Origin of the sequence: Escherichia sp. SCLE84, from assembly GCF_012584495.1 — a bacterium.
Lineage (GTDB): Bacteria > Pseudomonadota > Gammaproteobacteria > Enterobacterales > Enterobacteriaceae > ECMA0423.
In genome coordinates, this window is record NZ_CP051430.1 from 1,422,493 (window position 1) to 1,449,268 (window position 26,776).

General features: G+C 52.4%; 25 protein-coding genes. 15 read left to right on the top strand and 10 right to left on the bottom strand.

What is annotated here, in order from left to right:
• The first annotated feature begins 35 nt into the window (after positions 1-35).
• A complete protein-coding gene (locus HGD79_RS07090; protein WP_001355621.1) occupies positions 36-992 on the top strand; it encodes a VirK/YbjX family protein in 957 nt (318 codons plus the stop codon).
• On the opposite strand, the gene HGD79_RS07095 is transcribed toward HGD79_RS07090, so the two are convergent.
• The gene (locus tag HGD79_RS07095; RefSeq protein ID WP_000599806.1) at positions 989-2,647 is read right to left on the bottom strand and encodes an ATP-dependent endonuclease; all 1,659 of its coding nucleotides are present in this window, start codon (positions 2,645-2,647) and stop codon (positions 989-991) included. The two genes, HGD79_RS07090 and HGD79_RS07095, sit on opposite strands and share 4 nt — an antisense overlap.
• A 426-nt stretch (positions 2,648-3,073) precedes the next feature.
• On the opposite strand from HGD79_RS07095, the gene aqpZ reads away from it, so the two are divergent.
• The 8 genes from aqpZ to HGD79_RS07135 all read left to right on the top strand — a co-directional run bounded on the left by aqpZ (position 3,074) and on the right by HGD79_RS07135 (position 13,380).
• A complete protein-coding gene (gene aqpZ, locus HGD79_RS07100) occupies positions 3,074-3,769 on the top strand; it encodes an aquaporin Z (RefSeq protein ID WP_001298299.1) in 696 nt (231 codons plus the stop codon).
• A 493-nt stretch (positions 3,770-4,262) separates the two neighbouring features.
• Positions 4,263-5,162, top strand: a complete 900-nt coding sequence (gene lysO, locus HGD79_RS07105; protein WP_000491142.1) for an L-lysine exporter LysO — start codon at positions 4,263-4,265, stop codon at positions 5,160-5,162.
• Between the two features lie 143 nt (positions 5,163-5,305).
• Entirely contained in the window at positions 5,306-6,958 is a 1,653-nt protein-coding gene (gene hcp / locus HGD79_RS07110) for a hydroxylamine reductase (RefSeq protein ID WP_000458817.1), read from the top strand.
• Between the two features lie 11 nt (positions 6,959-6,969).
• Positions 6,970-7,938, top strand: coding sequence for an NADH oxidoreductase (gene hcr / locus HGD79_RS07115; RefSeq protein WP_032178971.1), 969 nt, complete (start codon positions 6,970-6,972; stop codon positions 7,936-7,938).
• 132 nt (positions 7,939-8,070) lie between these two features.
• Positions 8,071-9,789, top strand: a complete 1,719-nt coding sequence (gene poxB, locus HGD79_RS07120) for a ubiquinone-dependent pyruvate dehydrogenase (RefSeq protein ID WP_000815362.1) — start codon at positions 8,071-8,073, stop codon at positions 9,787-9,789.
• 36 nt (positions 9,790-9,825) lie between these two features.
• A complete protein-coding gene (ltaE, locus tag HGD79_RS07125; RefSeq protein WP_000566372.1) occupies positions 9,826-10,827 on the top strand; it encodes a low-specificity L-threonine aldolase in 1,002 nt (333 codons plus the stop codon).
• 10 nt (positions 10,828-10,837) lie between these two features.
• Positions 10,838-12,268 (top strand): SDR family oxidoreductase, encoded by a 1,431-nt coding sequence (locus HGD79_RS07130; RefSeq protein ID WP_001136554.1) that lies wholly within the window; start codon positions 10,838-10,840, stop codon positions 12,266-12,268.
• 98 nt (positions 12,269-12,366) lie between these two features.
• The gene (locus HGD79_RS07135) at positions 12,367-13,380 is read left to right on the top strand and encodes an NAD(P)-dependent oxidoreductase (protein WP_001338420.1); all 1,014 of its coding nucleotides are present in this window, start codon (positions 12,367-12,369) and stop codon (positions 13,378-13,380) included.
• Here the strand turns inward: HGD79_RS07135 and amiD are convergent.
• Both amiD and HGD79_RS07145 read right to left on the bottom strand, forming a co-directional pair.
• Positions 13,377-14,207, bottom strand: a complete 831-nt coding sequence (gene amiD, locus HGD79_RS07140) for an N-acetylmuramoyl-L-alanine amidase AmiD (RefSeq protein ID WP_063069787.1) — start codon at positions 14,205-14,207, stop codon at positions 13,377-13,379. The two genes, HGD79_RS07135 and amiD, sit on opposite strands and share 4 nt — an antisense overlap.
• Positions 14,204-14,527, bottom strand: a complete 324-nt coding sequence (locus HGD79_RS07145) for a heavy metal-binding domain-containing protein (protein WP_001160737.1) — start codon at positions 14,525-14,527, stop codon at positions 14,204-14,206. The genes amiD and HGD79_RS07145 overlap by 4 nt, the downstream gene beginning before the upstream one ends.
• Positions 14,528-14,652: 125 nt before the next feature.
• Between HGD79_RS07145 and HGD79_RS07150 the strand changes: the two genes are divergently transcribed.
• From HGD79_RS07150 to artM, 5 genes are all read left to right on the top strand, one after another.
• Positions 14,653-15,168, top strand: coding sequence for a lipoprotein (locus tag HGD79_RS07150; RefSeq protein ID WP_001270740.1), 516 nt, complete (start codon positions 14,653-14,655; stop codon positions 15,166-15,168).
• 217 nt (positions 15,169-15,385) lie between these two features.
• The gene (artP, locus tag HGD79_RS07155) at positions 15,386-16,114 is read left to right on the top strand and encodes an arginine ABC transporter ATP-binding protein ArtP (protein WP_000027205.1); all 729 of its coding nucleotides are present in this window, start codon (positions 15,386-15,388) and stop codon (positions 16,112-16,114) included.
• 17 nt (positions 16,115-16,131) lie between these two features.
• Positions 16,132-16,863, top strand: coding sequence for an arginine ABC transporter substrate-binding protein ArtI (gene artI / locus HGD79_RS07160; RefSeq protein ID WP_000756575.1), 732 nt, complete (start codon positions 16,132-16,134; stop codon positions 16,861-16,863).
• Positions 16,864-16,869: 6 nt separating this feature from the next.
• A complete protein-coding gene (artQ, locus tag HGD79_RS07165) occupies positions 16,870-17,586 on the top strand; it encodes an arginine ABC transporter permease ArtQ (protein WP_001001684.1) in 717 nt (238 codons plus the stop codon).
• Entirely contained in the window at positions 17,586-18,254 is a 669-nt protein-coding gene (gene artM / locus HGD79_RS07170) for an arginine ABC transporter permease ArtM (protein ID WP_000464491.1), read from the top strand. Before artQ ends, artM begins: the two co-directional genes overlap by 1 nt.
• 139 nt (positions 18,255-18,393) lie before the next feature.
• Here the strand turns inward: artM and HGD79_RS07175 are convergent, their stop codons facing one another.
• Positions 18,394-19,374 (bottom strand): IS110-like element IS621 family transposase, encoded by a 981-nt coding sequence (locus tag HGD79_RS07175; protein ID WP_000399648.1) that lies wholly within the window; start codon positions 19,372-19,374, stop codon positions 18,394-18,396.
• A gap of 450 nt (positions 19,375-19,824) precedes the next feature.
• Here HGD79_RS07175 and artJ point away from each other — a divergent pair, with 450 nt between their 5' ends.
• Positions 19,825-20,556 carry an arginine ABC transporter substrate-binding protein ArtJ gene (gene artJ / locus HGD79_RS07180; RefSeq protein WP_001295905.1) on the top strand — a complete coding sequence of 244 codons (732 nt, stop codon included), beginning with the start codon at positions 19,825-19,827 and terminating at the stop codon, positions 20,554-20,556.
• A 174-nt stretch (positions 20,557-20,730) separates the two neighbouring features.
• Here artJ and rlmC read toward each other — a convergent pair whose 3' ends face one another.
• The 6 genes from rlmC to potF all read right to left on the bottom strand — a co-directional run bounded on the left by rlmC (position 20,731) and on the right by potF (position 26,592).
• Entirely contained in the window at positions 20,731-21,858 is a 1,128-nt protein-coding gene (gene rlmC / locus HGD79_RS07185) for a 23S rRNA (uracil(747)-C(5))-methyltransferase RlmC (RefSeq protein WP_001149703.1), read from the bottom strand.
• 40 nt (positions 21,859-21,898) lie between these two features.
• A complete protein-coding gene (locus HGD79_RS07190) occupies positions 21,899-22,387 on the bottom strand; it encodes a YbjO family protein (protein WP_000389260.1) in 489 nt (162 codons plus the stop codon).
• Between the two features lie 59 nt (positions 22,388-22,446).
• Positions 22,447-23,292 carry a putrescine ABC transporter permease PotI gene (gene potI, locus HGD79_RS07195; RefSeq protein WP_001061658.1) on the bottom strand — a complete coding sequence of 282 codons (846 nt, stop codon included), beginning with the start codon at positions 23,290-23,292 and terminating at the stop codon, positions 22,447-22,449.
• On the bottom strand, positions 23,289-24,242 hold the full coding sequence (potH, locus tag HGD79_RS07200) for a putrescine ABC transporter permease PotH (protein ID WP_001093862.1): 954 nt from the start codon (positions 24,240-24,242) through the stop codon (positions 23,289-23,291). The genes potI and potH overlap by 4 nt, the downstream gene beginning before the upstream one ends.
• Positions 24,243-24,251: 9 nt before the next feature.
• Complete coding sequence (gene potG, locus HGD79_RS07205; RefSeq protein WP_000996018.1) at positions 24,252-25,385, bottom strand: putrescine ABC transporter ATP-binding subunit PotG; 1,134 nt, start codon at positions 25,383-25,385, stop codon at positions 24,252-24,254.
• Between the two features lie 94 nt (positions 25,386-25,479).
• Entirely contained in the window at positions 25,480-26,592 is a 1,113-nt protein-coding gene (gene potF / locus HGD79_RS07210; protein WP_000126084.1) for a spermidine/putrescine ABC transporter substrate-binding protein PotF, read from the bottom strand.
• Positions 26,593-26,776: the final 184 nt, after the last annotated feature.

A 26,776-nucleotide genomic window follows, 5' to 3' on the forward strand; every position in this document is an offset into this window, starting at 1 on the left:
TGGTGAAATCGACGTCATGTATAACCATTTATTTCATGAATATGTCGCAGCTAACTGAACGGACCTTTACGCCATCTGAATCTCTCAGCAGCCTGTCACTTTTTCTTAGTCTGGCACGTGGACAGTGTCGGCCGGGTAAATTCTGGCATCGCCGTAGTTTTCGCCAGAAATTTTTGCTGCGCTCGTTGATTATGCCGCGTTTAAGCGTTGAGTGGATGAACGAACTTTCCCACTGGCCTAATCTCAATGTGTTGTTAACGCGCCAGCCGCGACTGCCTGTGCGTCTGCATCGCCCTTACCTTGCGGCGAATCTTAGCCGTAAGCAATTGCTGGAGGCGTTACGTTACCATTATGCGTTACTCCGCGGATGTATGTCGGCGGAAGAATTCAGCTTATATTTGAATACCCCCGGGCTGCAACTGGCGAAGCTGGAAGGCAAAAACGGCGAGCAGTTCACGCTTGAGCTGACCATGATGATCTCAATGGATAAAGAAGGTGACAGCACAATCCTGTTCCGCAACAGCGAAGGTATTCCTCTGGCAGAGATCACGTTTACCCTGTGTGAATATCAGGGGAAAAGAACGATGTTTATTGGCGGACTGCAAGGCGCAAAATGGGAAATTCCACATCAGGAAATCCAGAATGCGACGAAAGCCTGCCACGGGCTATTTCCCAAACGCCTCGTGATGGAAGCGGCCTGTCTGTTTGCCCAACGTTTGCAGGTAGAGCAGATTATTGCCGTCAGCAATGAAACGCATATTTACCGCAGCCTGCGTTATCGCGATAAAGAAGGCAAGATCCACGCTGATTACAACGCTTTCTGGGAATCGGTTGGCGGCGTATGTGATGCTGAACGCCATTACCGCCTTCCAGCACAGATAGCACGAAAAGAGATTGCCGAAATCGCCAGTAAAAAACGGGCTGAATACCGTCGGCGCTATGAGATGCTCGACGCTATTCAGCCACAAATGGCCACGATGTTTCGCGGTTAATCCGCGCGACCGCGCGCCAGCCACAGCACGCGTGAGAACATTTTTTTCAGCAGCGTCGGTACGGAGTCCACACCACGACGTCCGGCCTCCATTGCCACTTCAATGGCAAGATCGGGTTTGGAAGAGCGATGGATCGCTTTCGAGATAATTTTGCGCAGATTCATCGGTACATTTTCCGGGATTTGCGCCACGCGGTGGAACACATCGGAAAATCCCTGGCGATACATAAAATGTTCCATATCCAGCGCCGGTAACGCCGTTAAATGTTCTCGTTCGGCTTCCCGATCATTATTCAACAGGCTGCGTACCGTAGCGGCATATTTCTTCCCTGCTTCATCGCCATCGACCAGTACATGCCATTCAATCCCCATTCGGCGGGCAAATTTAACCAGTGGCTTTAGCCCGGACTGGGCAAACTCAATGACCTTAATCCCTTCGGCATCGAAATGGTGTCCACACTGGCGCGCCAGTTCGTTGATAACCCAGGTTTCTGTTTCCCCTTCCACCAGCAACCAGCAGCGAGCAAACAGCGATGACGGACGATTAAAACGAATGTGAAAAGAGATGCGGCGGCTGTCTTCGGTGCTCAAGCCACTTGGCCCCAGACGCCAGGCGGCAACACGAGAAGATTCACGCACCAGGCGGCAAACATGTTCCACTGGAGTTAACGAAAGCAACTCACCCGAGTTGGTGGTGGCAATGCGCTGCAATGGCAGAAGATTCAACAGATGCCAGGCAACTGAAAGCATAATGGGGTGTAAACGGGTTTCTGGATCTTCAATCAGCAACAATGGACGGGCGTCTTTATCCAGTCGCAATGTGCCTTTTGCCTGCAATAAAGTTGCAAACAGGCCGAGCAAAATAACCCGATACGAGCGCCCTCCAGGTCGGTCAATCATCCGGTTGATGATATCCAGATAGCGCCAGCTTCGTTGCTCATTGCTGGCCCGCCGCCGCATTAAACGATATCGCGCCTGTCCAGCCCCCTGCTCAGAGAAATAATGCTCAAGCAACTGCACCATTGCGGAAAGTCCCTGACGAATCTGTCCATCAGAGAGATTTTGCGGATGTGAGGACAACTCACGGGCGAGGAAATCGAGCTGGCGCGCGGTGACTTCCACATTGGGGACATTTGGCACCGTGCCGTTACGAATACGGCGCATAAAACGGGCATCACGCAAGCGCAGCACCGGCATTAAACGCACCAGATGGCGTGCCTGATCGTTAATATCCTCGACATCAATCGGATGTCCGTCTTTATCGAGAAAACTGCGCAGTGTCATCACGCTGCCGTCTTCCGCACTCTCCCCTTCCAGACGATAAAAAATACGGTGATAGCCATCGGTGCATGGCGTCCAGCACGCTTCCAGCGGCCGATAACGGCGAACCCGATGTCGGCCTGGCAGCGATTCGCGGAAGGTCAAAATAATATGCAGATGATGTTCTCGCCCGTTGATATCTCCCGGCGGGAACCAGAAATCGTCGCGCTCAAAATGGTAGAGATCTGATTCTGGCGATAGCAGCAGGGTTAAGGCGTCCAGCAAGCTGGATTTACCCCACGCGTTCTCCCCAATCAGGACGTTGTTTTGTTCCAGCATCAACGACAAACGGTTGATACCGCGAAAACCCACAATTTCAACGCGCTCAAGAATCATATCCCCTCCAGAAATATGTGACTTATCCTTTACGCTGGCAGTATAACGGGAAAGGCCTTGCTAATACGTGATGACATCACATTTAAGCATGGCAAATGTCTGAAAAATGAGCGAATAATCGCGTTATACTCCCTCTTGCTGATAAGTCTGCAAAAAACAACAAAATCAAATAATTAGCATGATAAATTATTTTTTATTACGCCTAAAGGATTAAATCTTTTGCTTGCACTACACTGTCAATCAGACAAATGACTATATGGGGCAACCCGCTGTTGCCCTAAATCAAATTTACTGGATTTATTTATCTGGTGAATGACTCGCCTTCGTTTTTAAAATAGCCGCGCATTATTTCCGTCGTCACTTTTTTACGACGACCCTATAAAACGACCATATTTTTCACAGGGTCAATTTTTAATTGAGGTGGATATGTTCAGAAAATTAGCAGCTGAATGTTTTGGTACTTTCTGGCTTGTTTTTGGGGGCTGTGGTAGTGCTGTACTGGCCGCAGGCTTCCCGGAATTAGGCATTGGTTTTGCCGGCGTGGCGTTGGCGTTCGGTCTGACCGTTCTGACGATGGCCTTTGCTGTTGGTCATATTTCTGGTGGTCATTTTAACCCGGCGGTCACTATTGGTTTATGGGCTGGCGGACGTTTTCCGGCAAAAGAAGTCGTTGGCTACGTAATTGCCCAGGTTGTCGGCGGTATTGTTGCAGCGGCGCTGCTGTATTTAATTGCCAGTGGTAAAACGGGTTTTGACGCGGCAGCCAGCGGTTTTGCTTCTAACGGTTATGGCGAGCATTCACCAGGCGGTTATTCCATGCTTTCCGCGCTGGTAGTTGAACTGGTATTGAGTGCAGGTTTCCTGTTGGTGATCCACGGCGCAACCGACAAATTCGCGCCGGCAGGTTTTGCGCCGATCGCTATTGGTCTGGCCTTAACCCTGATTCACTTAATTAGTATTCCGGTGACTAACACTTCTGTTAACCCGGCGCGCAGCACCGCGGTTGCTATCTTCCAGGGCGGCTGGGCATTAGAACAACTGTGGTTCTTCTGGGTGGTGCCAATTGTCGGCGGCATTATCGGTGGTCTGATTTACCGGACCCTGCTGGAAAAGCGTGATTAATTAACGCAGAAGGCCTGGCGTAATGTCAGGCCTTTTTTTAAGATGTTGTTATATGTTGATTCATCATCTTGTTGCGCTCCTTTCATGAGCTAAGCCACATATTGCCACTGGCGCAAGGAGCGCGCAGGGGGCGGCCAATCGCCGCCGCCCCCTGCCCCCCGGGCTCTGGCGAACAAAATCGCCGCTGCGCGGTGCCCTCGACTTATCCCTTACGGCTACCGGGTCGGGCGCGAGGTAACATCCCTGTAAAACGCGCCCTCAGCCCACATCCATGTGGGCTGCCCCGGCCTTCAGGGAACGCCTCGGCGATTTTGACGCCACCAACATCGGTGCAGTTTGTAATTAAAGCGCAAGAATATCTTTAAATGAAAACGAATACTCTACTGCTCCTTATGCATAACATTTCCTTTTAATTGCAACTTTACTCGTCCTTCCGCTTTCAGTAGTGTGTCATCGCGCATTTCGACTTCATCTTTGCAAGGACTGGGTTTTCATGTTTTCTGGGCTGTTAATCATTCTGGTTCCCCTGATTGTGGGTTACCTCATTCCGCTTCGCCAACAAGCTGCGTTAAAAGTTATTAATCAGCTATTAAGCTGGATGGTTTACCTTATTCTCTTTTTTATGGGTATCAGTCTGGCGTTTCTCGATAACCTCGCCAGTAACCTGTTGGCGATTCTGCATTATTCTGCCGTCAGTATTACCGTTATTTTACTGTGTAATATTGCCGCCCTGATGTGGCTGGAGCGAGGCCTGCCGTGGCGCAACCACCATCAGCAAGAAAAACTCCCGTCGCGTATTGCGATGGCGCTGGAGTCGCTAAAACTGTGCGGCGTAGTAGTGATTGGTTTTGCCATTGGTCTGAGTGGACTGGCTTTCTTACAACACGCGACCGAAGCCAGTGAATACACGTTAATTTTGCTACTTTTCCTCGTTGGTATTCAGTTGCGCAATAATGGCATGACCTTAAAGCAGATTGTCCTTAATCGCCGGGGAATGATTGTCGCCGTGGTGGTGGTTGTCAGTTCATTAATTGGTGGTTTAATTAACGCCTTTATTCTTGATCTCCCCATCAATACCGCGCTGGCAATGGCCTCCGGTTTCGGCTGGTATTCTCTTTCCGGTATTTTATTGACCGAATCTTTTGGTCCGGTAATCGGGAGCGCGGCGTTTTTTAATGATCTGGCCCGTGAACTGATTGCTATTATGTTGATCCCTGGGCTGATTCGCCGCAGCCGCTCTACTGCACTGGGCTTATGCGGTGCCACATCAATGGATTTCACCCTGCCCGTTCTTCAACGTACTGGCGGGCTGGATATGGTCCCGGCGGCAATTGTTCACGGTTTTATTCTTAGCCTGTTAGTGCCGATCCTCATCGCCTTTTTCTCTGCGTAATACCTCTCTGGCGGTAGATCCCTGCCGCCAAAATTGCGCTAAATCAATCTCCCTTAAAGTTGCATGAAAAATCCCTTTTATCCCCGCGTTAAGCGTCTTAACCTTAAACATGTATATTAAATATAACTTTAAAAGGTGTGATCATGTTTTGTGTGCAATGTGAACAAACTATCCGTACTCCGGCAGGAAACGGCTGCTCATACGCGCAGGGGATGTGTGGTAAAACGGCGGAAACTTCTGACCTTCAGGATTTACTCATCGCGGCGCTGCAAGGGCTTTCTGCCTGGGCGGTAAAAGCGCGTGAATACGGCATCATCAACCACGATGTTGACAGCTTCGCGCCACGTGCCTTTTTCTCAACCCTGACCAACGTTAACTTCGATTCTCCGCGTATTGTCGGCTACGCTCGTGAAGCGATTGCCCTGCGCGAGGCGCTGAAAGCGCAATGCCTGGCTGTAGATGCCAACGCGCGCGTCGATAACCCGATGGCTGACCTGCAACTGGTGAGCGACGATCTCGGCGAGCTGCAACGTCAGGCAGCAGAATTTACCCCTAACAAAGATAAAGCGGCGATTGGCGAAAACATTCTCGGCCTGCGTCTGCTGTGCCTGTATGGCCTGAAAGGTGCGGCGGCCTATATGGAACACGCGCATGTTCTCGGTCAATACGACAACGATATTTATGCCCAGTACCATAAAATCATGGCGTGGCTGGGGACCTGGCCTGCCGATATGAACGCGCTTCTTGAGTGTTCAATGGAAATCGGCCAGATGAACTTCAAAGTGATGAGCATTCTGGATGCAGGCGAAACCGGTAAATACGGTCACCCGACGCCAACCCAGGTCAACGTCAAAGCGACGGCGGGTAAATGCATTCTGATTTCCGGTCACGATCTCAAAGATCTCTACAACCTGCTGGAACAGACCGAAGGCACGGGCGTTAATGTCTACACCCACGGCGAAATGCTGCCTGCGCATGGCTACCCGGAGCTGCGTAAATTCAAGCATCTGGTCGGTAACTACGGCAGCGGCTGGCAGAATCAGCAAGTAGAGTTCGCTCGTTTCCCTGGCCCCATCGTGATGACCTCGAACTGCATCATCGACCCAACCGTAGGCGCTTATGACGATCGTATCTGGACCCGCAGCATCGTTGGCTGGCCTGGCGTGCGTCATCTGGATGGCGAAGATTTCTCTGCGGTCATCGCCCAGGCGCAACAAATGGCGGGCTTCCCGTACAGCGAAATTCCTCACCTGATCACCGTGGGCTTTGGTCGCCAGACGCTGCTTGGTGCAGCCGATACGCTGATTGATCTGGTTAGCCGTGAAAAACTGCGTCATATCTTCCTGCTTGGTGGCTGTGACGGCGCACGCGGCGAGCGCCACTACTTCACCGATTTCGCCACCAGCGTGCCGGATGACTGCCTGATCCTGACCCTCGCCTGTGGTAAATATCGCTTTAACAAACTTGAGTTTGGCGATATCGAAGGTCTGCCGCGTCTGGTAGATGCAGGTCAATGTAACGATGCTTACTCAGCAATTATTCTGGCTGTCACTCTGGCAGAGAAACTGGGCTGTGGTGTGAACGATCTGCCGCTGTCGCTGGTGCTCTCCTGGTTTGAACAGAAAGCGATCGTCATTCTGCTGACGCTGCTTTCTCTGGGCGTGAAAAATATCGTCACCGGCCCGACTGCACCTGGTTTCCTGACACCAGACCTGCTGGCGGTGCTGAACGAGAAATTCGGCCTGCGTTCTATCACCACTGTTGAAGAAGACATGAAGCAACTGTTGAGCGCGTAAGGAGTTTGTCGATGACGATGCCAACGAATCAATGCCCGTGGCGGATGCAGGTTCATCACATTACGCAAGAAACGCCGGATGTGTGGACGATTTCCCTGATTTGCCACGATTACTACCCATATCGCGCCGGGCAATATGCACTGGTCAGCGTGCGAAACTCAGCGGAAACGCTGCGTGCTTACACCATTTCCTCCACGCCAGGCGTGAGTGAATATATCACCCTGACCGTGCGGCGGATTGATGACGGTGTCGGCTCCCAGTGGCTGACGCGCGATGTAAAACGCGGTGATTATCTCTGGCTTTCGGACGCGATGGGGGAATTTACCTGCGACGATAAAGCAGAAGATAAATTCCTGTTGCTGGCGGCAGGCTGCGGTGTCACGCCGATTATGTCGATGCGTCGCTGGCTTGCGAAGAACCGTCCACAGGCCGATGTGCGGGTGATCTACAACGTGCGTACGCCGCAGGATGTTATTTTCGCCGATGAGTGGCGTAACTATCCGGTAACGCTGGTGGCAGAAAATAACGTTACCGAAGGCTTTATCGCTGGTCGTCTCACTCGCGAACTGCTGGCAGGTGTACCTGACTTAGCTTCACGTACCGTGATGACCTGCGGCCCGGCTCCGTATATGGATTGGGTAGAGCAGGAAGTGAAAGCGCTCGGCGTGACGCGTTTCTTTAAAGAGAAATTCTTCACCCCAGTAGCAGAAGCGGCGACCAGCGGTCTGAAATTCACCAAACTGCAACCGGCACGAGAATTTTACGCCCCGGTTGGCACCACGCTACTGGAGGCGCTGGAAAGCAATAACGTTCCGGTTGTCGCTGCCTGCCGTGCGGGTGTTTGCGGCTGCTGTAAGACAAAAGTGGTTTCCGGTAAATATACGGTGAGCAGTACAATGACGCTGACCGACGCCGAAATCGCTGAAGGTTACGTACTGGCCTGCTCCTGCCATCCGCAGGGGGATTTGGTTCTCGCATAATCGCCTTATGCCCGATGATATTCCTTTCATCGGGCTATTTAACCGTTAGTGCCTCCTTTCTCTCCCATCCCTTCCCCCTCCGTCAGATGAACTAAACTTGTTACCGTTATCACATTCAGGAGATGGAGAACCATGAAACAAACGGTTGCAGCTTATATCGCCAAAACACTCGAATCGGCAGGGGTGAAACGCATCTGGGGAGTCACAGGCGACTCTCTGAACGGTCTTAGTGACAGTCTTAATCGCATGGGCACCATCGAGTGGATGTCCACCCGCCACGAAGAAGTGGCGGCCTTTGCCGCTGGCGCTGAAGCACAACTTAGCGGAGAACTGGCGGTCTGCGCCGGATCGTGCGGCCCCGGCAACCTGCACTTAATCAACGGCCTGTTCGATTGCCACCGCAATCACGTTCCGGTACTGGCGATTGCCGCTCATATTCCCTCCAGCGAAATTGGCAGCGGCTATTTCCAGGAAACCCACCCACAAGAGCTATTCCGCGAATGTAGTCACTATTGCGAGCTGGTTTCCAGCCCGGAGCAGATCCCACAAGTACTGGCGATTGCCATGCGCAAAGCGGTGCTTAACCGTGGCGTTTCGGTTGTCGTGTTACCAGGCGACGTGGCGTTAAAACCTGCGCCAGAAGGGGCAACCACGCACTGGTATCATGCGCCACAACCAGTCGTGACGCCGGAAGAAGAAGAGTTACGCAAACTGGCGCAACTGCTGCGTTATTCCAGCAATATCGCCCTGATGTGTGGCAGCGGCTGCGCGGGGGCGCATAAAGAGTTAGTTGAGTTTGCCGGGAAAATTAAAGCGCCTATTGTTCATGCCCTGCGCGGTAAAGAACATGTCGAATACGATAATCCGTATGATGTTGGAATGACCGGGTTAATCGGCTTCTCGTCAGGTTTCCATACCATGATGAACGCCGACACGTTAGTGCTACTCGGCACGCAATTTCCCTACCGCGCCTTCTACCCGACCGATGCCAAAATCATTCAGATTGATATCAACCCAGCCAGCATCGGCGCTCACAGCAAGGTGGATATGGCACTGGTCGGCGATATCAAGTCGACTCTGCGTGCATTGCTTCCATTGGTGGAAGAAAAAGCCGATCGCAAGTTTCTGGATAAAGCGCTGGAAGATTACCGCGACGCCCGCAAAGGGCTGGACGATTTAGCTAAACCGAGCGAGAAAGCCATTCACCCGCAATATCTGGCGCAGCAAATTAGTCATTTTGCCGCCGATGACGCTATTTTCACCTGTGACGTTGGTACGCCAACGGTGTGGGCGGCACGTTATCTAAAAATGAACGGCAAGCGTCGCCTGTTAGGTTCGTTTAACCACGGTTCGATGGCTAACGCCATGCCGCAGGCGCTGGGTGCGCAGGCGACAGAGCCAGAACGTCAGGTGGTCGCCATGTGCGGCGATGGCGGTTTTAGCATGTTGATGGGCGATTTCCTCTCAGTAGTGCAGATGAAACTGCCAGTGAAAATTGTCGTCTTTAACAACAGCGTGCTGGGCTTTGTGGCGATGGAGATGAAAGCTGGTGGCTATTTGACTGACGGCACCGAACTACACGACACAAACTTTGCCCGCATTGCCGAAGCGTGCGGCATTACGGGTATCCGTGTAGAAAAAGCGTCTGAAGTTGATGAAGCCCTGCAACGCGCCTTCTCTATCGACGGTCCGGTGTTGGTGGATGTGGTGGTCGCCAAAGAAGAATTAGCCATTCCACCGCAGATCAAACTCGAACAGGCCAAAGGTTTTAGCCTGTATATGTTGCGCGCAATTATCAGCGGACGCGGCGATGAAGTGATCGAACTGGCGAAAACGAACTGGCTAAGGTAAAAAGGGTGGCATTTCCCGTCATAATAAGGACATGCCATGATTGATTTACGCAGTGATACCGTTACCCGACCGAGCCGCGCCATGCTCGAAGCGATGATGGCCGCCCCGGTTGGGGACGACGTTTACGGAGACGACCCTACCGTTAATGCTCTGCAGGACTATGCAGCAGAGCTTTCCGGTAAAGAAGCCGCCATTTTTCTGCCTACCGGCACTCAGGCCAACCTGGTCGCTCTGCTCAGTCACTGCGAACGTGGCGAAGAGTATATTGTCGGTCAGGCCGCGCATAACTATCTGTTTGAAGCCGGTGGCGCAGCGGTGCTGGGCAGTATTCAGCCGCAACCCATCGACGCGGCTGCCGACGGCACGCTACCGCTGGATAAAGTGGCGATGAAAATCAAACCCGACGATATCCATTTCGCCCGCACCAAATTACTCAGTCTGGAAAACACCCACAACGGCAAAGTGCTGCCGCGTGAATACCTGAAAGAAGCATGGGAATTTACCCGCGAGCGCAATCTGGCGCTGCATGTTGACGGTGCGCGCATCTTTAATGCCGTGGTGGCTTACGGCTGCGAACTGAAAGAGATCACGCAATATTGTGATTCGTTCACCATTTGCCTGTCGAAAGGTCTTGGGACGCCAGTCGGTTCATTACTCGTCGGTAATCGTGATTACATTAAACGTGCCATCCGCTGGCGGAAAATGGCCGGTGGCGGGATGCGTCAGTCCGGGATTCTGGCTGCCGCCGGGATGTATGCCCTGAAAAATAACGTCGCACGGTTGCAGGAAGATCACGACAACGCCGCCTGGATGGCGGAGCAACTGCGTGAAGCAGGCGCGGATGTGATGCGTCAGGACACTAATATGCTGTTTGTTCGCGTCGGGGAAGAAAATGCTGCCGCGTTAGGCGAATACATGAAAGCGAGAAACGTGCTGATTAACGCCTCGCCGATTGTCCGCCTGGTGACGCATCTTGACGTCTCGCGCGAACAACTGGCGGAAGTCGCCGCCCACTGGCGCGCATTCCTGGCGCGTTAAGGAGAGAGACGTGCCGCAACGCATTTTAGTTCTCGGTGCCAGTGGCTACATTGGTCAGCATCTGGTGCGCACACTCAGCCAGCAAGGGCATCAGATCCTGGCGGCGGCACGTCATGTCGACAGGCTTGCAAAGCTGCAACTGGCAAACGTCAGTTGCCATAAAGTCGATCTCAGCTGGCCGGATAACCTTCCGGCCCTGTTGCAGGATATCGATACCGTCTATTTTCTGGTGCACAGCATGGGCGAAGGCGGCGATTTTATCGCTCAGGAGCGCCAGGTGGCTCTCAACGTCCGCGATGCGCTACGTGAAGTACCAGTTAAGCAATTAATCTTTCTCAGTTCGTTGCAGGCCCCGCCACATGAGCAGTCGGATCATCTGCGTGCTCGTCAGGCTACGGCGGACATTCTTCGTGAAGCGAATGTACCTGTGACCGAACTTCGGGCCGGAATTATCGTTGGCGCAGGTTCAGCGGCGTTCGAAGTCATGCGCGATATGGTCTACAACCTGCCAGTGTTAACGCCGCCACGCTGGGTACGTTCACGCACCACGCCCATCGCGCTGGAAAACTTGCTGCACTATCTGGTGGCGTTGTTAGATCATCCGGCCAGCGAACACCGCATCTTCGAAGCCGCCGGACCAGAGGTGCTCAGTTATCAGCAACAGTTTGAACATTTTATGGCGGTGAGCGGTAAGCGCCGCTGGTTGATCCCCATCCCCCTCCCCACCCGCTGGATTTCGGTGTGGTTTCTCAATGTGATTACTTCCGTACCGCCCACCACCGCCAGGGCGTTGATTCAGGGGCTGAAACACGATCTGCTGGCGGATGATACCGCGCTACGTGCACTCATCCCACAACGGCTGATCGCTTTCGATGACGCGGTACGTAGCACGTTGAAAGAGGAGGAAAAACTGGTCAACTCCAGCGACTGGGGCTACGACGCTCAGGCCTTTGCCCGCTGGCGACCGGAGTACGGTTATTTTGCCAAACAGGCGGGGTTTACCGTTAAAACGTCCGCCAGCCTTGCTGCTTTATGGCAGGTAGTGAACCAAATCGGCGGTAAAGAGCGTTATTTCTTTGGCAATATTTTGTGGCAGACACGGGCGTTGATGGACCGCGCGATCGGTCATAAGCTGGCGAAAGGCCGCCCGGAGCGCGAATATTTACAGACTGGCGATGCGGTAGATAGCTGGAAAGTGATTGTCGTTGAACCGGAAAAACAACTTACGTTGTTATTTGGCATGAAAGCGCCGGGGCTGGGACGACTGTGTTTTAGCCTGGAAGATAAAGGCGACTATCGTACTATCGATGTCCGCGCTTTCTGGCATCCGCACGGTATGCCGGGGCTGTTTTACTGGTTATTGATGATCCCCGCGCATCTGTTTATTTTTCGCGGAATGGCAAAACAAATCGCCAGACTGGCAGAACAAAGCACAGATTAATCGACAAAACCTGCGTTATTCTTTCATGTTTCCCATTGCATCATGGGGGAAATCACGGAAGAATGCGCACGTTATTTTCTCAACAACAGTGGATTGATATGAAGGTACTGGTTACCGGCGCCACCAGCGGCTTAGGTCGAAACGCGGTAGAGTTTTTATGCCAGAAAGGCATCAGCGTGCGAGCGACCGGTCGCAACGAGGCAATGGGCAAATTGCTGGAAAAAATGGGCGCAGAGTTTGTTCCGGCGGATCTGACCGAGCTGGTTTCATCACAAGCTAAAGTGATGCTCGCGGGCATTGATACGCTGTGGCACTGCTCCAGCTTTACCTCACCCTGGGGGACACAACAGGCTTTCGATCTGGCTAACGTTCGCGCCACTCGCCGCCTGGGTGAATGGGCTGTCGCCTGGGGTGTGCGTAACTTTATTCATATCTCTTCCCCCTCCCTGTACTTCGATTATCACCACCATCGCGATATTAAAGAAGATTTTCGCCCTCACCGCTTCGCCAACGAGTTTGCCCGCAGCAAAGCAGCCAGCGAAGAAGTGATCAATATGCTTTCGCAGGCGAATCCACAAACGCGCTTTACTATTCTGCGCCCACAAAGTCTGTTCGGACCGCACGATAAAGTCTTTATTCCCCGTCTGGCGCATATGATGCACCACTACGGCAGTATTCTGTTACCGCATGGCGGCAGTGCGCTGGTCGATATGACCTACTATGAAAATGCCGTGCACGCAATGTGGCTGGCAAGCCAGGAAGCCTGCGATAAGCTACCTTCCGGGCGTGTGTACAACATCACCAACGGCGAGCATCGCACACTGCGCAGCATCGTGCAGAAGCTGATCGACGAGTTGAATATTGACTGTCGTATTCGTTCCGTCCCCTACCCGATGCTGGATATGATCGCCCGCAGCATGGAGCGTTTAGGCCGCAAGTCAGCAAAAGAGCCGCCGCTGACCCACTACGGCGTCTCCAAGTTGAATTTTGACTTTACGCTGGATATTACGCGTGCGCAGGAAGAGTTAGGTTATCAGCCGGTCATCACCCTGGATGAAGGTATCGAGAAAACTGCCGCCTGGCTACGCGACCACGGAAAACTGCCGCGCTAATCCTGCCCGTATTTCTCCAGCAATGCTTCGGCAATCGCCTGAGTTTCTGCATCCGCTTCGCCGTTATATAACGTCGGGCGGAAATGCATCTGGAATGCCATAATCACGCGCCGCTGCTCGCGCGGTGTCATATCAGGTTTAACGTCATAACCGTAGCGCGCCAAAAGCTCCAGCAATGACGCGGTATCTACCGGTGTGTGCGGCGCGCGCCCGGCAAGGTAAAAGTTAACCCGCTGCGCATCCGGCCAGGCACCAATCCCCTGCTGCGCCAGTTGCTGCCAGGGAAATAATGGCCCCGGATCGTCTTTGCGCTGCGGTGCGATATCCGCATGTGCCACTACGTTTTCCGGCTTGATGTGATAACGGGCAATAATATCTTTCGCCAGTGGAATAAGCGCCTGAATCTGTGCCGGTTCAAACGGGGTAAAATATTTCACTCCGGCCGATTTTTGCCAGCCACGGTTTTCCAGCTCAATGCCAATAGAGGTGTCGTTAAGGCGCGTTGCCCCGCGCCAGGCGCTAATCCCCGCATGCCAGGCCAGTTCTTGTTCCGGCACCAGTTGCCAGATGCGCGGTTTACCGTTGTATCGCGGTGGTACCGCAGGGACCAGATAATGCGAGCTGACCTGCTTATCGGTCAGTGTCGCCAGCGAGCTATCAAAATCATCTGCGGTGTAGTGGATCACCAGCACTTTAATGCGCGGATACGCCGCCTGCGCCTGGCGTCGGGTATCAAGCTGATATCCCTCTTTCTCGACAATGCCTTTTTCGCCTGCACACCCTGCCAATAACAGAGCGGCAGCGACCAGCCAGAAGACTCTTCTCATCGACGCGTTTTCACCGCCGTACCGCTGACGCTAACCATCAGCATACTGCCGTTTTGCCCGACCGTTTCGTAGTCGATATCAATACCGACGACGGCATCGGCCCCCAGCGCCCGCGCCTGGGAGCCTAATTCCTCAAAGGCGATCTCCCGTGCTTTACGCAGTTCTTTTTCATACGCACCGGAACGTCCGCCAACGATATCGCGGATACCGGCAAAGAAATCACGGAAAATATTGGCACCTAAAATCGCTTCGCCGGTCACCACACCGCAATATTCAACGATGGTCTGGCCTTCCAGAGTTGGGGTTGTAGAAAATTGCATGATCGATCTCCTTGTTTGCTAAGCCTTCGATCTCAAAAGCATTATCAGACTGATACGCTATTATTGAAAGGATATCATTATTATCGTAGAACGCTTTCAGAGCGATCGCTTATAAGGAAATCATTATGCGCTACAGCAAATTGACAATGCTTATCCCCTGCGCACTGCTCCTCAGTGCCTGCACCACAGTCACTCCAGCTTATAAAGATAACGGCACACGCAGTGGTCCTTGCGTTGAAGGAGGCCCGGATAACGTGGCCCAGCAATTTTATGACTACCGCATTTTGCACCGCAGCAACGACATCACCGCCTTGCGCCCTTATCTGAGCGACAAACTGGCGACACTGCTTAGCGATGCCTCCCGGGATAATAACCATCGGGAACTACTGACCAACGATCCATTCTCCAGTCGCACAACCTTGCCAGAGAGCGCCCGTGTTGCCAGTGCCTCAACAATCCCGAATCGTGATGCGCGAAATATTCCTCTGCGTGTGGATCTAAAACAGGGTGATCAGAGCTGGCAGGATGAAGTGTTAATGATTCAGGAAGGCCAGTGTTGGGTGATCGACGATGTACGCTACTTAGGCGGCAGCGTTCATGCCACGGCGGGTACGCTCCGTCAGTCCATCGAGAATCGCTAACGCCTTGATCAACCAATAAACCCCGTAAATTGTCCGGCATTTCGTGAGGAATGCCGACATTTATGCTCGCCGACCACCGCCCCCGTTATTTTGTGCTATGTTTATTGAATAATGCGCTTTGCTTTTAACTTTTAAAGCAGAAATATTGCATAATTATTCTGTCAAAGGTACTATCTTCGACCTCAATAGCTATCAGACTGCCAGTATACGAGTGTCAATGAGTATTCAATTAAACGGCATTAATTGCTTCTACGGCGCGCATCAGGCGCTGTTCGATATCACGCTGGATTGCCCACAGGGCGAAACGCTGGTGTTACTTGGCCCCAGCGGCGCGGGTAAAAGCTCGCTGCTGCGTGTACTCAATCTGCTTGAGATGCCGCGCTCCGGTACGCTCAACATTGCAGGCAACCATTTCGATTTCACCAAAACACCCTCTGACAAAGCGATTCGCGATTTGCGTCGTAACGTTGGCATGGTGTTTCAGCAATACAACCTGTGGCCGCATCTGACCGTGCAGCAAAACCTGATTGAAGCGCCCTGCCGTGTACTGGGGTTGAGTAAAGATCAGGCGCTGGCCCGTGCAGAAAAACTGCTGGAACGTCTGCGTCTCAAACCTTATAGCGATCGTTACCCGCTGCATCTTTCTGGTGGTCAGCAGCAACGTGTTGCTATTGCCCGTGCGTTGATGATGGAACCGCAGGTACTGCTGTTCGATGAACCGACCGCCGCACTGGACCCGGAAATTACGGCACAAATCGTCAGCATCATTCGTGAGCTGGCAGAAACGAATATTACCCAGGTGATCGTCACCCACGAAGTTGAAGTGGCGCGTAAAACCGCCAGCCGAGTGGTGTATATGGAAAATGGTCATATCGTAGAACAAGGCGACGCGAGCTGCTTTACCGAGCCGCAAACCGAAGCATTTAAAAACTATCTCTCTCACTAAGATTCGGGATAACAACAATGAAAAAAGTTCTGATTGCCGCGTTAATTGCAGGTTTTAGTCTTTCCGCCACAGCTGCCGAAACCATTCGTTTTGCTACCGAAGCCTCCTATCCTCCGTTTGAATCGATTGATGCAAACAACCAGATCGTTGGTTTTGACGTCGACCTGGCACAGGCGCTGTGTAAAGAGATTGATGCAACCTGCACTTTCTCTAACCAGGCGTTTGACAGCCTGATCCCAAGCCTGAAATTCCGTCGCGTAGAAGCAGTGATGGCGGGCATGGATATCACTCCGGAGCGTGAAAAGCAGGTACTGTTTACCACCCCATACTATGACAACTCTGCCCTGTTTGTGGGTCAGCAAGGCAAATACACCAGTGTTGATCAGCTGAAAGGCAAAAAAGTCGGCGTACAGAACGGGACGACACACCAGAAATTCATTATGGATAAGCACCCGGAAATCACCACCGTTCCGTATGACAGCTACCAGAACGCAAAACTGGATCTGCAAAACGGTCGTATCGACAGCGTATTTGGTGACACCGCAGTGGTAACCGAATGGCTGAAAGACAACCCGAAACTGGCGGCAGTGGGCGATAAAGTGACCGATAAAGATTATTTCGGTACTGGCCTCGGCATCGCGGTACGTCAGGGCAACACTGAGCTGCAGCAGAAACTCAACACTGCGCTGGAAAAAGTGAAGAAAGATGGCACTTACGAAACCATCTACAACAAATGGTTCCAGAAGTAATTCCTGATGAATGAATTTTTTCCTTTAGCAAGCGCCGCCGGGATGACCGTCGGCCTTGCCGTTTGTGCATTGATTGTCGGGCTGGCGCTGGCGATGTTCTTTGCGGTATGGGAGTCTGCAAAATGGCGTCCTGTCGCGTGGGCAGGTTCAGCGCTGGTAACCATTCTGCGTGGCCTGCCAGAAATTCTGGTGGTGCTGTTTATCTATTTTGGCTCCTCGCAGTTACTGCTGACGCTTTCGGATGGCTTCAACATCAATCTTGGGCTCGTGCAGATCCCGGTGCAGATGGACATTGAGAACTTCGACGTTAGCCCGTTCCTTTGTGGTGTCATCGCTCTGTCGCTGCTGTATGCCGCCTATGCCTCGCAAACGCTTCGGGGCGCGTTGAAAGCGGTGCCGGTGGGTCAGTGGGAGTCTGGTCAGGCGCTGGGGCTGTCGAAATCGGCTATCTTTTTCCGTCTGGTGATGCCGCAGATGTGGCGTCATGCGCTGCCTGGCCTCGGTAACCAGTGGCTGGTGCTGCTGAAAGATACCGCGCTGGTCAGTTTGATTAGTGTGAATGATTTAATGCTGCAAACAAAAAGCATCGCTACTCGTACCCAGGAACCATTTACCTGGTACATTGTGGCGGCGGCGATTTACCTGGTGATCACCCTGCTCAGTCAGTACATTCTCAAACGCATTGACCTGCGCGCGACACGTTTTGAGCGGAGGCCCAGCTAATGTTTGAGTATTTACCCGAACTGATGAAAGGGCTACACACCAGCCTGACGCTAACCGTTGCCTCGCTGATTGTGGCACTGATTCTGGCATTGATTTTTACCATCATCCTGACGCTGAAAACGCCGGTGCTGGTGTGGCTGGTGCGGGGTTATATCACGCTGTTTACCGGTACGCCGCTGCTGGTGCAGATCTTCCTGATTTATTACGGGCCGGGCCAGTTTCCGACTTTGCAGGAGTATCCGGCACTGTGGCATTTGTTGTCAGAACCGTGGTTATGTGCGCTGATTGCGTTATCGCTGAACAGTGCGGCGTATACCACGCAGCTGTTTTACGGTGCAATTCGTGCGATCCCAGAAGGTCAGTGGCAGTCCTGTAGCGCCCTGGGAATGAGCAAAAAAGATACGCTGGCGATCCTGCTGCCGTATGCCTTTAAACGCTCGCTCTCTTCTTATTCCAACGAAGTGGTGCTGGTGTTCAAAAGTACCTCTCTGGCTTACACCATTACGCTGATGGAAGTGATGGGATACAGCCAGTTGTTGTACGGACGCACCTACGATGTAATGGTGTTCGGCGCGGCAGGGATTATTTACCTGGTCGTCAACGGCCTGCTGACGCTGATGATGCGTCTGATCGAGCGCAAAGCACTGGCATTCGAACGGCGGAATTAATGTAGCTGCGTACATTCGCCGGGGGGGTTTGTAGATACTGTTATGGCCTGCAAGTTTTTTCCTGGTCCGGTTTCCCGGATTGCAGGCATGCCAGACACAGCGCCGTCAGGCGCTGTTTTTTTCATCCCTTCCGCGATTTTTACGCCGCTACCGGATTATGCCGTGACGCATCGAACGGCACGCCTGACTTCAGCACTCCATACGCCACCTGTGCCAGCTTGCGCATCATCGCGCCGAGAATCACCTTTCCTTTCTTGCCATTAGCCGCCAGACGGTCGCGGAACGCCCGTCCCCACTCAGTCTTACTGGTGGCTACCATTGCGGGCATATACAACGCCCTGCGAAGCGACACATGTCCGGCCTTACTCATCCGGCTCGCCCCTCTCACACTGCTACCTGATTCATAACGCCGTGGTGTCAGACCCGCAAAAGCGGCGAACTGTCTGGCATGGGCGAAGCGGTCCTTCAGACCGATATAAGCCAGCAATACCGCAGATGTTTTCTCTCCGATACCCGGGATGCTTTCCAGCAGTTTCCTGCGGTGTTTCATATCCGGATCATCGTCTGTCAGGTCTTTTATCTGCTTCTCAAGACGCTTCAGCTCTGCTTCAAGCCACAGAAGGTGAGCATCAATGCTCGGTCTCTGGACTTCCCGCGCCGTTTCAGTGCGATTCAGTTCCTGCGTGTGCATATCTGTCAGCGCCTGGTGGCGGACTACCAGGGCACGCAACGCGCGTTCAAGCGGGTGAGGCGCTTCCCAGGCTGCAGGGCGCTTCTGACGACAGAACTCTGCCAGCATGCGCGCATCCACGGTATCAGTCTTGTTACGCAGTCCTTCACTCTGAGCGAAAGCTTTACCCAGCGCAGGATTAATGACTGACACTATGTAGCCAGCATCGTAAAGGCACTCAGCGACAGGTTCCATATAGGTGCCGGTCGCTTCGATGCAGATATGCGCATGGTCAATCTTGTGACCTTTCAGCCAGCTCACCAGCTCATCGTGCCCTTTAGTGGTGTTAGCGAATTTTTTGGTGCGATGACGACCATCAGGACGCAACACATCGACATCCAGTTTCTCTTTAGCGGTGTCGATACCGATATAATGAAGTTCATGTTCCATAGTGAAACCAACCTTGCAAATACGGATTACCGGGAAAACCGGTCCATGATACTGTCCGGTTTATCACTTTGGGAGAAAGGCAGTCCGCTGCATAAATCTACGCAACAGGTTAGAACCCAAGGCCCGATACGGCATGCGGACTGCAGGCAGAGAAAACTGGCCGATTTTCTCTGCACTGGAGGGATAATACAAGGTCTGATAAGACGCGCCAGCGTCGCATCAGACATCAGCACGGTGCCTGTGCCGGATGCGGCGCGGACGCCTTATCCGGCCTACATAGTGCATAAATTCTTATAATGAAGACGGGCAACCCACTAAGTTGTCCGTCTTTTTTTATTTCACTTAAATTATTTAATCATATTTATTGCATATAAATTCACTTGATGGCATTGTTATCCCATGCCGCAGACACGGCCAAAAATCATAAGATTGACAGACGGGAGTTCCATCATGAAAAAGTTAGTTCTTGCCGCTTTACTTGCTTCCTTTACTTTCGGTGCTTCTGCCGCAGAGAAAATCAATTTTGGCGTTTCAGCCACCTATCCACCCTTTGAATCTATAGGTGCTAATAATGAGATTGTCGGCTTTGATATCGATCTGGCAAAAGCCTTGTGCAAACAAATGCAGGCAGAATGTACTTTTACTAATCACGCGTTCGACAGCCTGATCCCGTCACTGAAATTCAGAAAATATGACGCCGTAATCTCCGGTATGGATATCACCCCGGAGCGTAGCAAACAGGTATCGTTTACCACGCCCTACTATGAAAACTCAGCCGTCGTGATTGCCAAAAAAGATACCTACAAAACGTTTGCCGACCTGAAAGGCAAACGCATTGGGATGGAAAACGGTACTACGCACCAGAAATATATTCAGGATCAGCACCCCGAAGTGAAAACTGTCTCCTATGACAGTTATCAGAATGCCTTTATCGATCTGAAAAATGGTCGTATTGATGGGGTATTTGGTGACACAGCGGTGGTAAACGAATGGCTGAAAACCAATCCGCAACTGGGCGTTGCGACTGAAAAAGTGACCGATCCGCAATACTTCGGCACCGGCCTGGGTATCGCTGTACGTCCGGATAACAAAGCTCTGCTGGAAAAACTGAATAACGCGCTGGCAGCAATTAAAGCTGACGGTACATATCAGAAAATCAATGACCAGTGGTTCCCGCAGTAATTGAGACTGATGACAAAAGTAAGATTGCCAGATGCGCTGCGCTTATCTGGCCCACATCAACTCTGCAATGTATTGATTTAGCATGATTTTGTAGGCCGGATAAGGCGTACACGCCGCATCCGGCATGAACAAAGCGCACCTGATCAGCAATCTGAAGCCGCACCTGCGGCTTTTTTATTGCTTCACCAGCAGCGTCATCACTTCATAGTGCGCGGTGTGCGGGAACATATCAAAAAGCTGTACCCGTTCGATGCGGTAACCTGGCAGTTCGCGGATATCTTTCGCCATGGTTTGGGCGTTACAGCTGGAGTAGATAATAAAACGCGGTGCCATCGTTGAGAGATAATCACACAGCGGTTTACCAATGCCGCGGCGCGGCGGGTTAACCAGCACCAGCTCCGGCACATCCCCCTGAGCGGTGGCAAACTGAGTGGAGTCCAGCGCCTGAAATTGCAGACGCGTTAAACCCAGTTCAGCGGCTGACTGCTTTGCACAGGCAATGGCCTCTGGCGCAATTTCGATCCCGGTTAACTGCATGTCAGGCGTCGCGCAGTGTAAACCAAAGCCCCCCACACCGCAGAACAGATCCCACATATGTTTAACCGGCAGCTGTCGTACCCAGTCGCGCGCGGTGGCGTACAACTGGCTGGCGACCGCCGGATTCGTCTGGAAGAAACTTTGCGGACGGATCCACAGCGGTACGTCATTAAAACGCTCTGCCAGTGCCTGTTGTTCGGTCAGGTAGATCTCCGTCTCCCCTTCCATAATCGCCATATGTACCGGCTGAATATTGACGGTAATAACTTTCAGCTGCGGTAGTTGTTCGTGTAACCACGGCAGCGCCTTACGCAGTTGCGCCAGCTTGGTATCAGAACGCAGTACAAAGCGCAGCATCATGCCGCCATCACTCTGGCTTTCAGTCAGCAGAATGTATTTCAGTTCGCCACGCTTACGCGCCACGTTGTAGGGCGTTAACCCCGCTCGGGCAATAAACGGTTTTAGCGCCGCAAAAACGGGCGCAAATGAGGCAGGATAAAGCGGGCAGTCACAAAGGTCTTCTGGTGTGCCGTCGCGATGCAGCATACCGAGCAGTGGTTTTTCAACGCTACCACTCACCACCATTTTGGCCTTATTACGAAACCCTTGTTCCGGGCCTGACACCGGCGCGCACCATTCCTCAACCGGAAAGTCGGCGAGCAGATTTTTAAGATCGGCGGTTTTAGCGGAGAGTTGCTCTGGAATCGGCTGCGTTATCCACTGACAGGAACGACAGCGACCCGCGTCGTAAAGTGCGCACTGCATACATTGACCTTCACATCATCAGGGGCGACGATTATACACATTATTGCAACTGGAAGAACCGCCGACTGGTCGAGGGAACGAACAGCAGCATCAGGATGAGCATATCCGGCAGCTTCTGCAGCATCAGGCTATGGAAGATTTCACGTTTTGATTCACCGGGAATGCTGAACAGCTCCGGATAACCGTACCCCAGCGAAGCCGCCCACAAGTAACTTGCGGCGGTGATTTGTGTCAGCAGATATAGCCAGCGCGCCCAGCGACGCCCTTTCACCAGTGAAAACGCACACCAGATCTCAATGAAAACCAGCACCAGACTGCTTAAAAAGACCAGCGTTAAACTCCAGGTTTGTACGCTGCGATGAATGAACTCGCCAATACCGCGCACGCCCAGCGTATTGAAAATCATCAGCACGTCGAGGCCACGGATCATAATAATGGCGAGCGCCGCCACCTGCACCAGCGCAGGCACATTCAGGCGAGCATGAGATGAAGATGTTTTCTTAAAAAATCCCAACGTTTCGTCTTCCATGAAAACAATGCCGCGACATGCGCGGCATTATGTAGCCAGGTTGGCAAATTTTAGTGTCTTCAGCCACGTCTTGCACGCTGGATGTCGCGTATCCGCTGTTTTTCTGCGCGAGCCATCAGATACCAGGCGATAAATCCGACAATTCCGACCGCGCCGAGGATCAATGTTGCCAGGGCGTTGATTTCCGGATTCACCCCCATCCGCACGCTGGAAAAGACCAGCATCGGTAACGTGGTGGCTCCCGGCCCGGAAACAAAGCTGGCGATCACCAGATCATCAAGCGACAAAGTAAAAGCCAGTAACCAGCCAGAAATGATCGCTGGCATGATCATCGGTAGCGTAATGACGAAAAACACTTTCAGCGGCGTCGCACCGAGATCCATCGCTGCTTCTTCTATCGAGCGATCCAGTTCCCGCAATCTTGAAGAAATAACGACCGCCACATAAGCCGTACAAAAAGTGACATGCGCCAGCCAGATGGTGAGCATACCGCGGTCCGCAGGCCAGCCAATGGCATGAGCAAGCGCGACGAATAATAACAACAGCGACAAGCCCGTGATGACATCTGGCATTACCAGCGGCGCGGTGATCATAAAGGCAAAGCCATTTGATCCGCGAAACCTGCCAAAGCGCACCAGCACCACCGCCGCAATAGTCCCGAGGATCGCCGCCGCCGTTGCCGCACAGGCAGCAATTGTCAGGCTTAAACCAACCGCACTCATCATCGCGTCATCGCGCAATAACTCACCATACCAGCGCGTTGACCAGCCGGCCCACACCGTCACCAGCTTCGAGCTGTTAAACGAATAGATAACCAGCATCAGCATTGGCGCGTAGAGAAAGGTAAAGCCCAGCAGCAAAATCACAATCCGCCAGGGTGAACGAACTACCGGTAAATTATTCATCCGTGTTCTCCCACGCTTTTTTGCTGGTGTTTGTGGAACCACATTATCGGCACAATTAGCAGCAGCAACATGATGATCGCTACCGCCGAGGCCACCGGCCAGTCGCGGTTATTGAAAAACTCTTGCCATAGCACGCGCCCGATCATGATGCTGTCCGGGCCACCGAGCAGTTCCGGGATCACAAACTCGCCCACAGCCGGGATAAACACCAGCATCGATCCGGCAATAATCCCACCTTTAGTCAGCGGCACGATCACAGTAAAGAACGTTTTCAGCGGTCGTGCACCGAGATCCAGCGCTGCTTCCACCAGCGAATAATCAATACGAATCAACGCGGTATAAATCGGCAGTACCATAAACGGCACGTAAGCGTAAACAATGCCGATATAAACGGCCAGATTGGTATGCAGAATGGTCAGCGGTTGATCGATAACCCCCAGCCACAGCAGAAAATTATTCAGCACACCGTTGTTTTTTAATATTCCCATCCAGGCATAAACGCGGATCAGAAACGAGGTCCACGACGGCAGGATCACCAGTAGTAATAAGATATTACGGGTCGAGGGCTTACTGTGCGCCACCGCCCACGCCAGCGGATAGCCGATCAGTAAACAGCAAAGTGTCGAAATCGCCGCCACTTGTAACGACTGGAGATAAGCATCGAAATAGAGCGGATCGTCAGTCAGTTGCAGAAAATTACCGAGATTAAGAGTGATGGACAGTTGCCCGTCAGCCCACTCCATCAGTTCGGTATAAGGTGGAATAGCGCGCGCCATCTCCGCCAGGCTTATTTTAAAGACAATCAGAAATGGCAGCAGAAACAGCAAGATCAACCAGATATATGGCAACGCAATGACCAGTTTGCGCCCATGCTTCATTTGCAGCTGCGACAACCACAGCTTAAATCCGCCCGGCGGTTTCGACTGGGCAGCAGGTTCAAGTGTATTCATCTTTGCTCCTTAAACCGTCAGCACCACACAGCTGTCCACTTCCCAGCACAAACGCACTTCGTCGCCCCAGGTCGGTAACCCTTTACGATGACGATGGGCGTTTTGTAGCTGGGCGCTAATCATCTGCCCACTTTTCAGACGAACGTGATACACCGAAAGATCGCCGAGATAGGCAATGTGTATCACCTCCCCCACCGCGAAGTTACAACCATTGGCGGGCGGCTCTTCGCAAAGCATGATTTTTTCCGGGCGCAGCGCTACGTGTACCGGCACGTTATCGACCACTGAAGCATCCGCATCGACTTTCAGTGGATGCACCAGCCCCGGCGAATCAAGCACCAGGCCATCTTCCTGACGCTCTTTGAGTACACCTTCAAAGACATTAACCGAACCGATAAATTCAGCGCTGTAGCGGGTAGTTGGATGCTCGTAGATCTCTTCCGGCTCGCCAATCTGGACAAATTTCCCGCGATTCATAATGGCGATACGCCCCGCCATGGTCATCGCCTCTTCCTGATCGTGGGTGACCATCACACAAGTCACACCGACGCGCTCCAGAATATCCACCACTTCAAGCTGCATCCGGTCACGCAGCTTTTTATCCAGCGCGCCCATCGGCTCATCGAGCAGTAATAGTTTCGGGCGTTTGGCAAGGCTTCGGGCCAGGGCCACACGCTGTCGCTGACCACCGGAAAGCTGATGCGGTTTGCGTTTGGCGAACTCCTGCATGTGCACCAGCCCAAGCATCTCGTTGACCCGGGTGGCAATTTCCGCTTTCGGTAGTTTGTCCTGTTTCAGGCCAAAGGCGATGTTCTGCTCCACAGTCATATGGGGAAACAATGCGTAAGACTGAAACATCATATTGATGGGGCGTAGATAAGGTGGCACCTGTGACAAATCGACGCCATCAAGCATAATCTGTCCGGCAGAGGGTTGTTCAAAACCTGCTAGCATACGCAGCAGCGTGGATTTACCACAGCCGGAAGCGCCCAGCAGCGCGAAGATTTCACCTTTGTAGATAGTCAGGCTGACATCATCCACCGCATGTTGACCATCGTAGGATTTGGTGAGGTTGCGGATTTCTAATAGCGGCGTCAGCGCCTTACGGGTTTTCGCCTGCGGGCGAGGGATAGCGTCATTCACGGCTGCTCTCCGGCATTGAATGTGTGCAAGCGCACCATGATGGTGCGAATTGCCGGCGGGTGTGGTGCGCCCGCCCGGCATCTAAGGCTGCGGATTATTTTCCGCTCTTCACTTTGGTCCACGCGCGGGTGCGCACACGGTCGATTTTCGGATCCTGCACTTTCAGAGTGAACAGCTTCGCACGGACATCCGCAGGCGGATAAATACCCGGGTTATCACGGACTTCCGCACTCACCAGCGGCGTGGCTGCTTTATTGGCGTTGGCATAGAACACATGGTCGGAAATATGCGCTACTACATCCGGGCGCAGCAGGTAATTCAGGAACTGATAGGCTTCGTCTTTGTTTTTGGCATCCGCAGGCATGGCGAAGACATCAAAGAACGCCATCGCCCCTTCTTTTGGAATCGAGAACGAGACATTAACGCCATTCTTCGCTTCCTTCGCGCGGTTTGACGCCTGCCAGACATCGCCCGCCCAGCCAATAGCGACGCAGATATCGCCGTTTGCCAGGTCGTTAATGTATTGAGATGAATGGAAATAACGAATGTTCGGGCGCAGCTTTAACAGCAGATCGGTAGCCGGTCCGGTGTAATCATCCGCTTTAGTGCTGTTGGGATCTTTGCCGAGATAATTCAGCACGGTAGCAAAAACTTCTTCTGGCGCATCCAGGAAAGAGACACCGCAGCTTTTCAGTTTTTCCAGATTTTCAGGCTTGAGGATCAAGTTCCAGCTATCGACGGGCGCGTTTTCGCCCAGCACCGCTTTAACTTTATCAACGTTATAGCCAATCCCGGTCGTCGCCCACATATAGGGCATAGCAAATTTATTGTCGGGATCGTGTTTGGCGACCAACTTCAGCAGTTCCGGGTCGAGATTCTTCCACTCCGGCAATTTGCTTTTATCCAGCGGCTGGAAAACTCCCGCTGTCAGCTGGCGTTCAAGAAAGCTTGCTGACGGCACCACCAGGTCAAAGCCGGTGCTCCCGGCCATTAATTTGCCTTCCAGTACTTCGTTAGAGTCGAAAACATCGTAGACGACTTTAATACCGGTTTCTTTTTCAAAATTGGCCACCGTGTCCGGGGCGATATAATCAGACCAGTTATAAATGTGGAGTGTTTTTTGTTCAGCCGCGAGCGTGCCGACAGAGACGGCCATCAGAGCACCCGCAACCAGACCCGATAGCCATTTTTTATTTAAGGCGGTCATATCTCTTTCCTTCTGAAAGTTCGTTAACAAACGAACAAAAGTTGTCACACTGAAAGATATGCAATAAACGTGCATATTTTTTATCGGCGCGGTGTAAGAAAAGAGAACTCTCTCCCGGCCAGCACTGCTCGCTATATAAAAGCATCGCAAGAATAACTTTAGCCAGGGTTTGAGACTATAGCTC

Excerpts from the sequence above, each read along its gene's own strand:
- artQ (WP_001001684.1), top strand. The coding sequence starts at position 16,870 with ATGAATGAATTTTTTCCTTTAGCAAGCGCCGCCGGGATGACCGTCGGC.
- potH (WP_001093862.1), bottom strand. The coding sequence starts at position 24,242 with ATGAATACACTTGAACCTGCTGCCCAGTCGAAACCGCCGGGCGGATTT.
- HGD79_RS07190 (WP_000389260.1), bottom strand. The coding sequence starts at position 22,387 with ATGGAAGACGAAACGTTGGGATTTTTTAAGAAAACATCTTCATCTCAT.
- HGD79_RS07145 (WP_001160737.1), bottom strand. The coding sequence starts at position 14,527 with ATGCAATTTTCTACAACCCCAACTCTGGAAGGCCAGACCATCGTTGAA.
- hcr (WP_032178971.1), top strand. The coding sequence starts at position 6,970 with ATGACGATGCCAACGAATCAATGCCCGTGGCGGATGCAGGTTCATCAC.
- rlmC (WP_001149703.1), bottom strand. The coding sequence starts at position 21,858 with ATGCAGTGCGCACTTTACGACGCGGGTCGCTGTCGTTCCTGTCAGTGG.
- aqpZ (WP_001298299.1), top strand. The coding sequence starts at position 3,074 with ATGTTCAGAAAATTAGCAGCTGAATGTTTTGGTACTTTCTGGCTTGTT.
- ltaE (WP_000566372.1), top strand. The coding sequence starts at position 9,826 with ATGATTGATTTACGCAGTGATACCGTTACCCGACCGAGCCGCGCCATG.
- potF (WP_000126084.1), bottom strand. The coding sequence starts at position 26,592 with ATGACCGCCTTAAATAAAAAATGGCTATCGGGTCTGGTTGCGGGTGCT.
- HGD79_RS07095 (WP_000599806.1), bottom strand. The coding sequence starts at position 2,647 with ATGATTCTTGAGCGCGTTGAAATTGTGGGTTTTCGCGGTATCAACCGT.
- HGD79_RS07150 (WP_001270740.1), top strand. The coding sequence starts at position 14,653 with ATGCGCTACAGCAAATTGACAATGCTTATCCCCTGCGCACTGCTCCTC.
- artP (WP_000027205.1), top strand. The coding sequence starts at position 15,386 with ATGAGTATTCAATTAAACGGCATTAATTGCTTCTACGGCGCGCATCAG.
- poxB (WP_000815362.1), top strand. The coding sequence starts at position 8,071 with ATGAAACAAACGGTTGCAGCTTATATCGCCAAAACACTCGAATCGGCA.
- potI (WP_001061658.1), bottom strand. The coding sequence starts at position 23,292 with ATGAATAATTTACCGGTAGTTCGTTCACCCTGGCGGATTGTGATTTTG.
- HGD79_RS07090 (WP_001355621.1), top strand. The coding sequence starts at position 36 with ATGAATATGTCGCAGCTAACTGAACGGACCTTTACGCCATCTGAATCT.
- HGD79_RS07175 (WP_000399648.1), bottom strand. The coding sequence starts at position 19,374 with ATGGAACATGAACTTCATTATATCGGTATCGACACCGCTAAAGAGAAA.
- artI (WP_000756575.1), top strand. The coding sequence starts at position 16,132 with ATGAAAAAAGTTCTGATTGCCGCGTTAATTGCAGGTTTTAGTCTTTCC.
- lysO (WP_000491142.1), top strand. The coding sequence starts at position 4,263 with ATGTTTTCTGGGCTGTTAATCATTCTGGTTCCCCTGATTGTGGGTTAC.
- artJ (WP_001295905.1), top strand. The coding sequence starts at position 19,825 with ATGAAAAAGTTAGTTCTTGCCGCTTTACTTGCTTCCTTTACTTTCGGT.
- artM (WP_000464491.1), top strand. The coding sequence starts at position 17,586 with ATGTTTGAGTATTTACCCGAACTGATGAAAGGGCTACACACCAGCCTG.
- amiD (WP_063069787.1), bottom strand. The coding sequence starts at position 14,207 with ATGAGAAGAGTCTTCTGGCTGGTCGCTGCCGCTCTGTTATTGGCAGGG.
- HGD79_RS07135 (WP_001338420.1), top strand. The coding sequence starts at position 12,367 with ATGAAGGTACTGGTTACCGGCGCCACCAGCGGCTTAGGTCGAAACGCG.
- hcp (WP_000458817.1), top strand. The coding sequence starts at position 5,306 with ATGTTTTGTGTGCAATGTGAACAAACTATCCGTACTCCGGCAGGAAAC.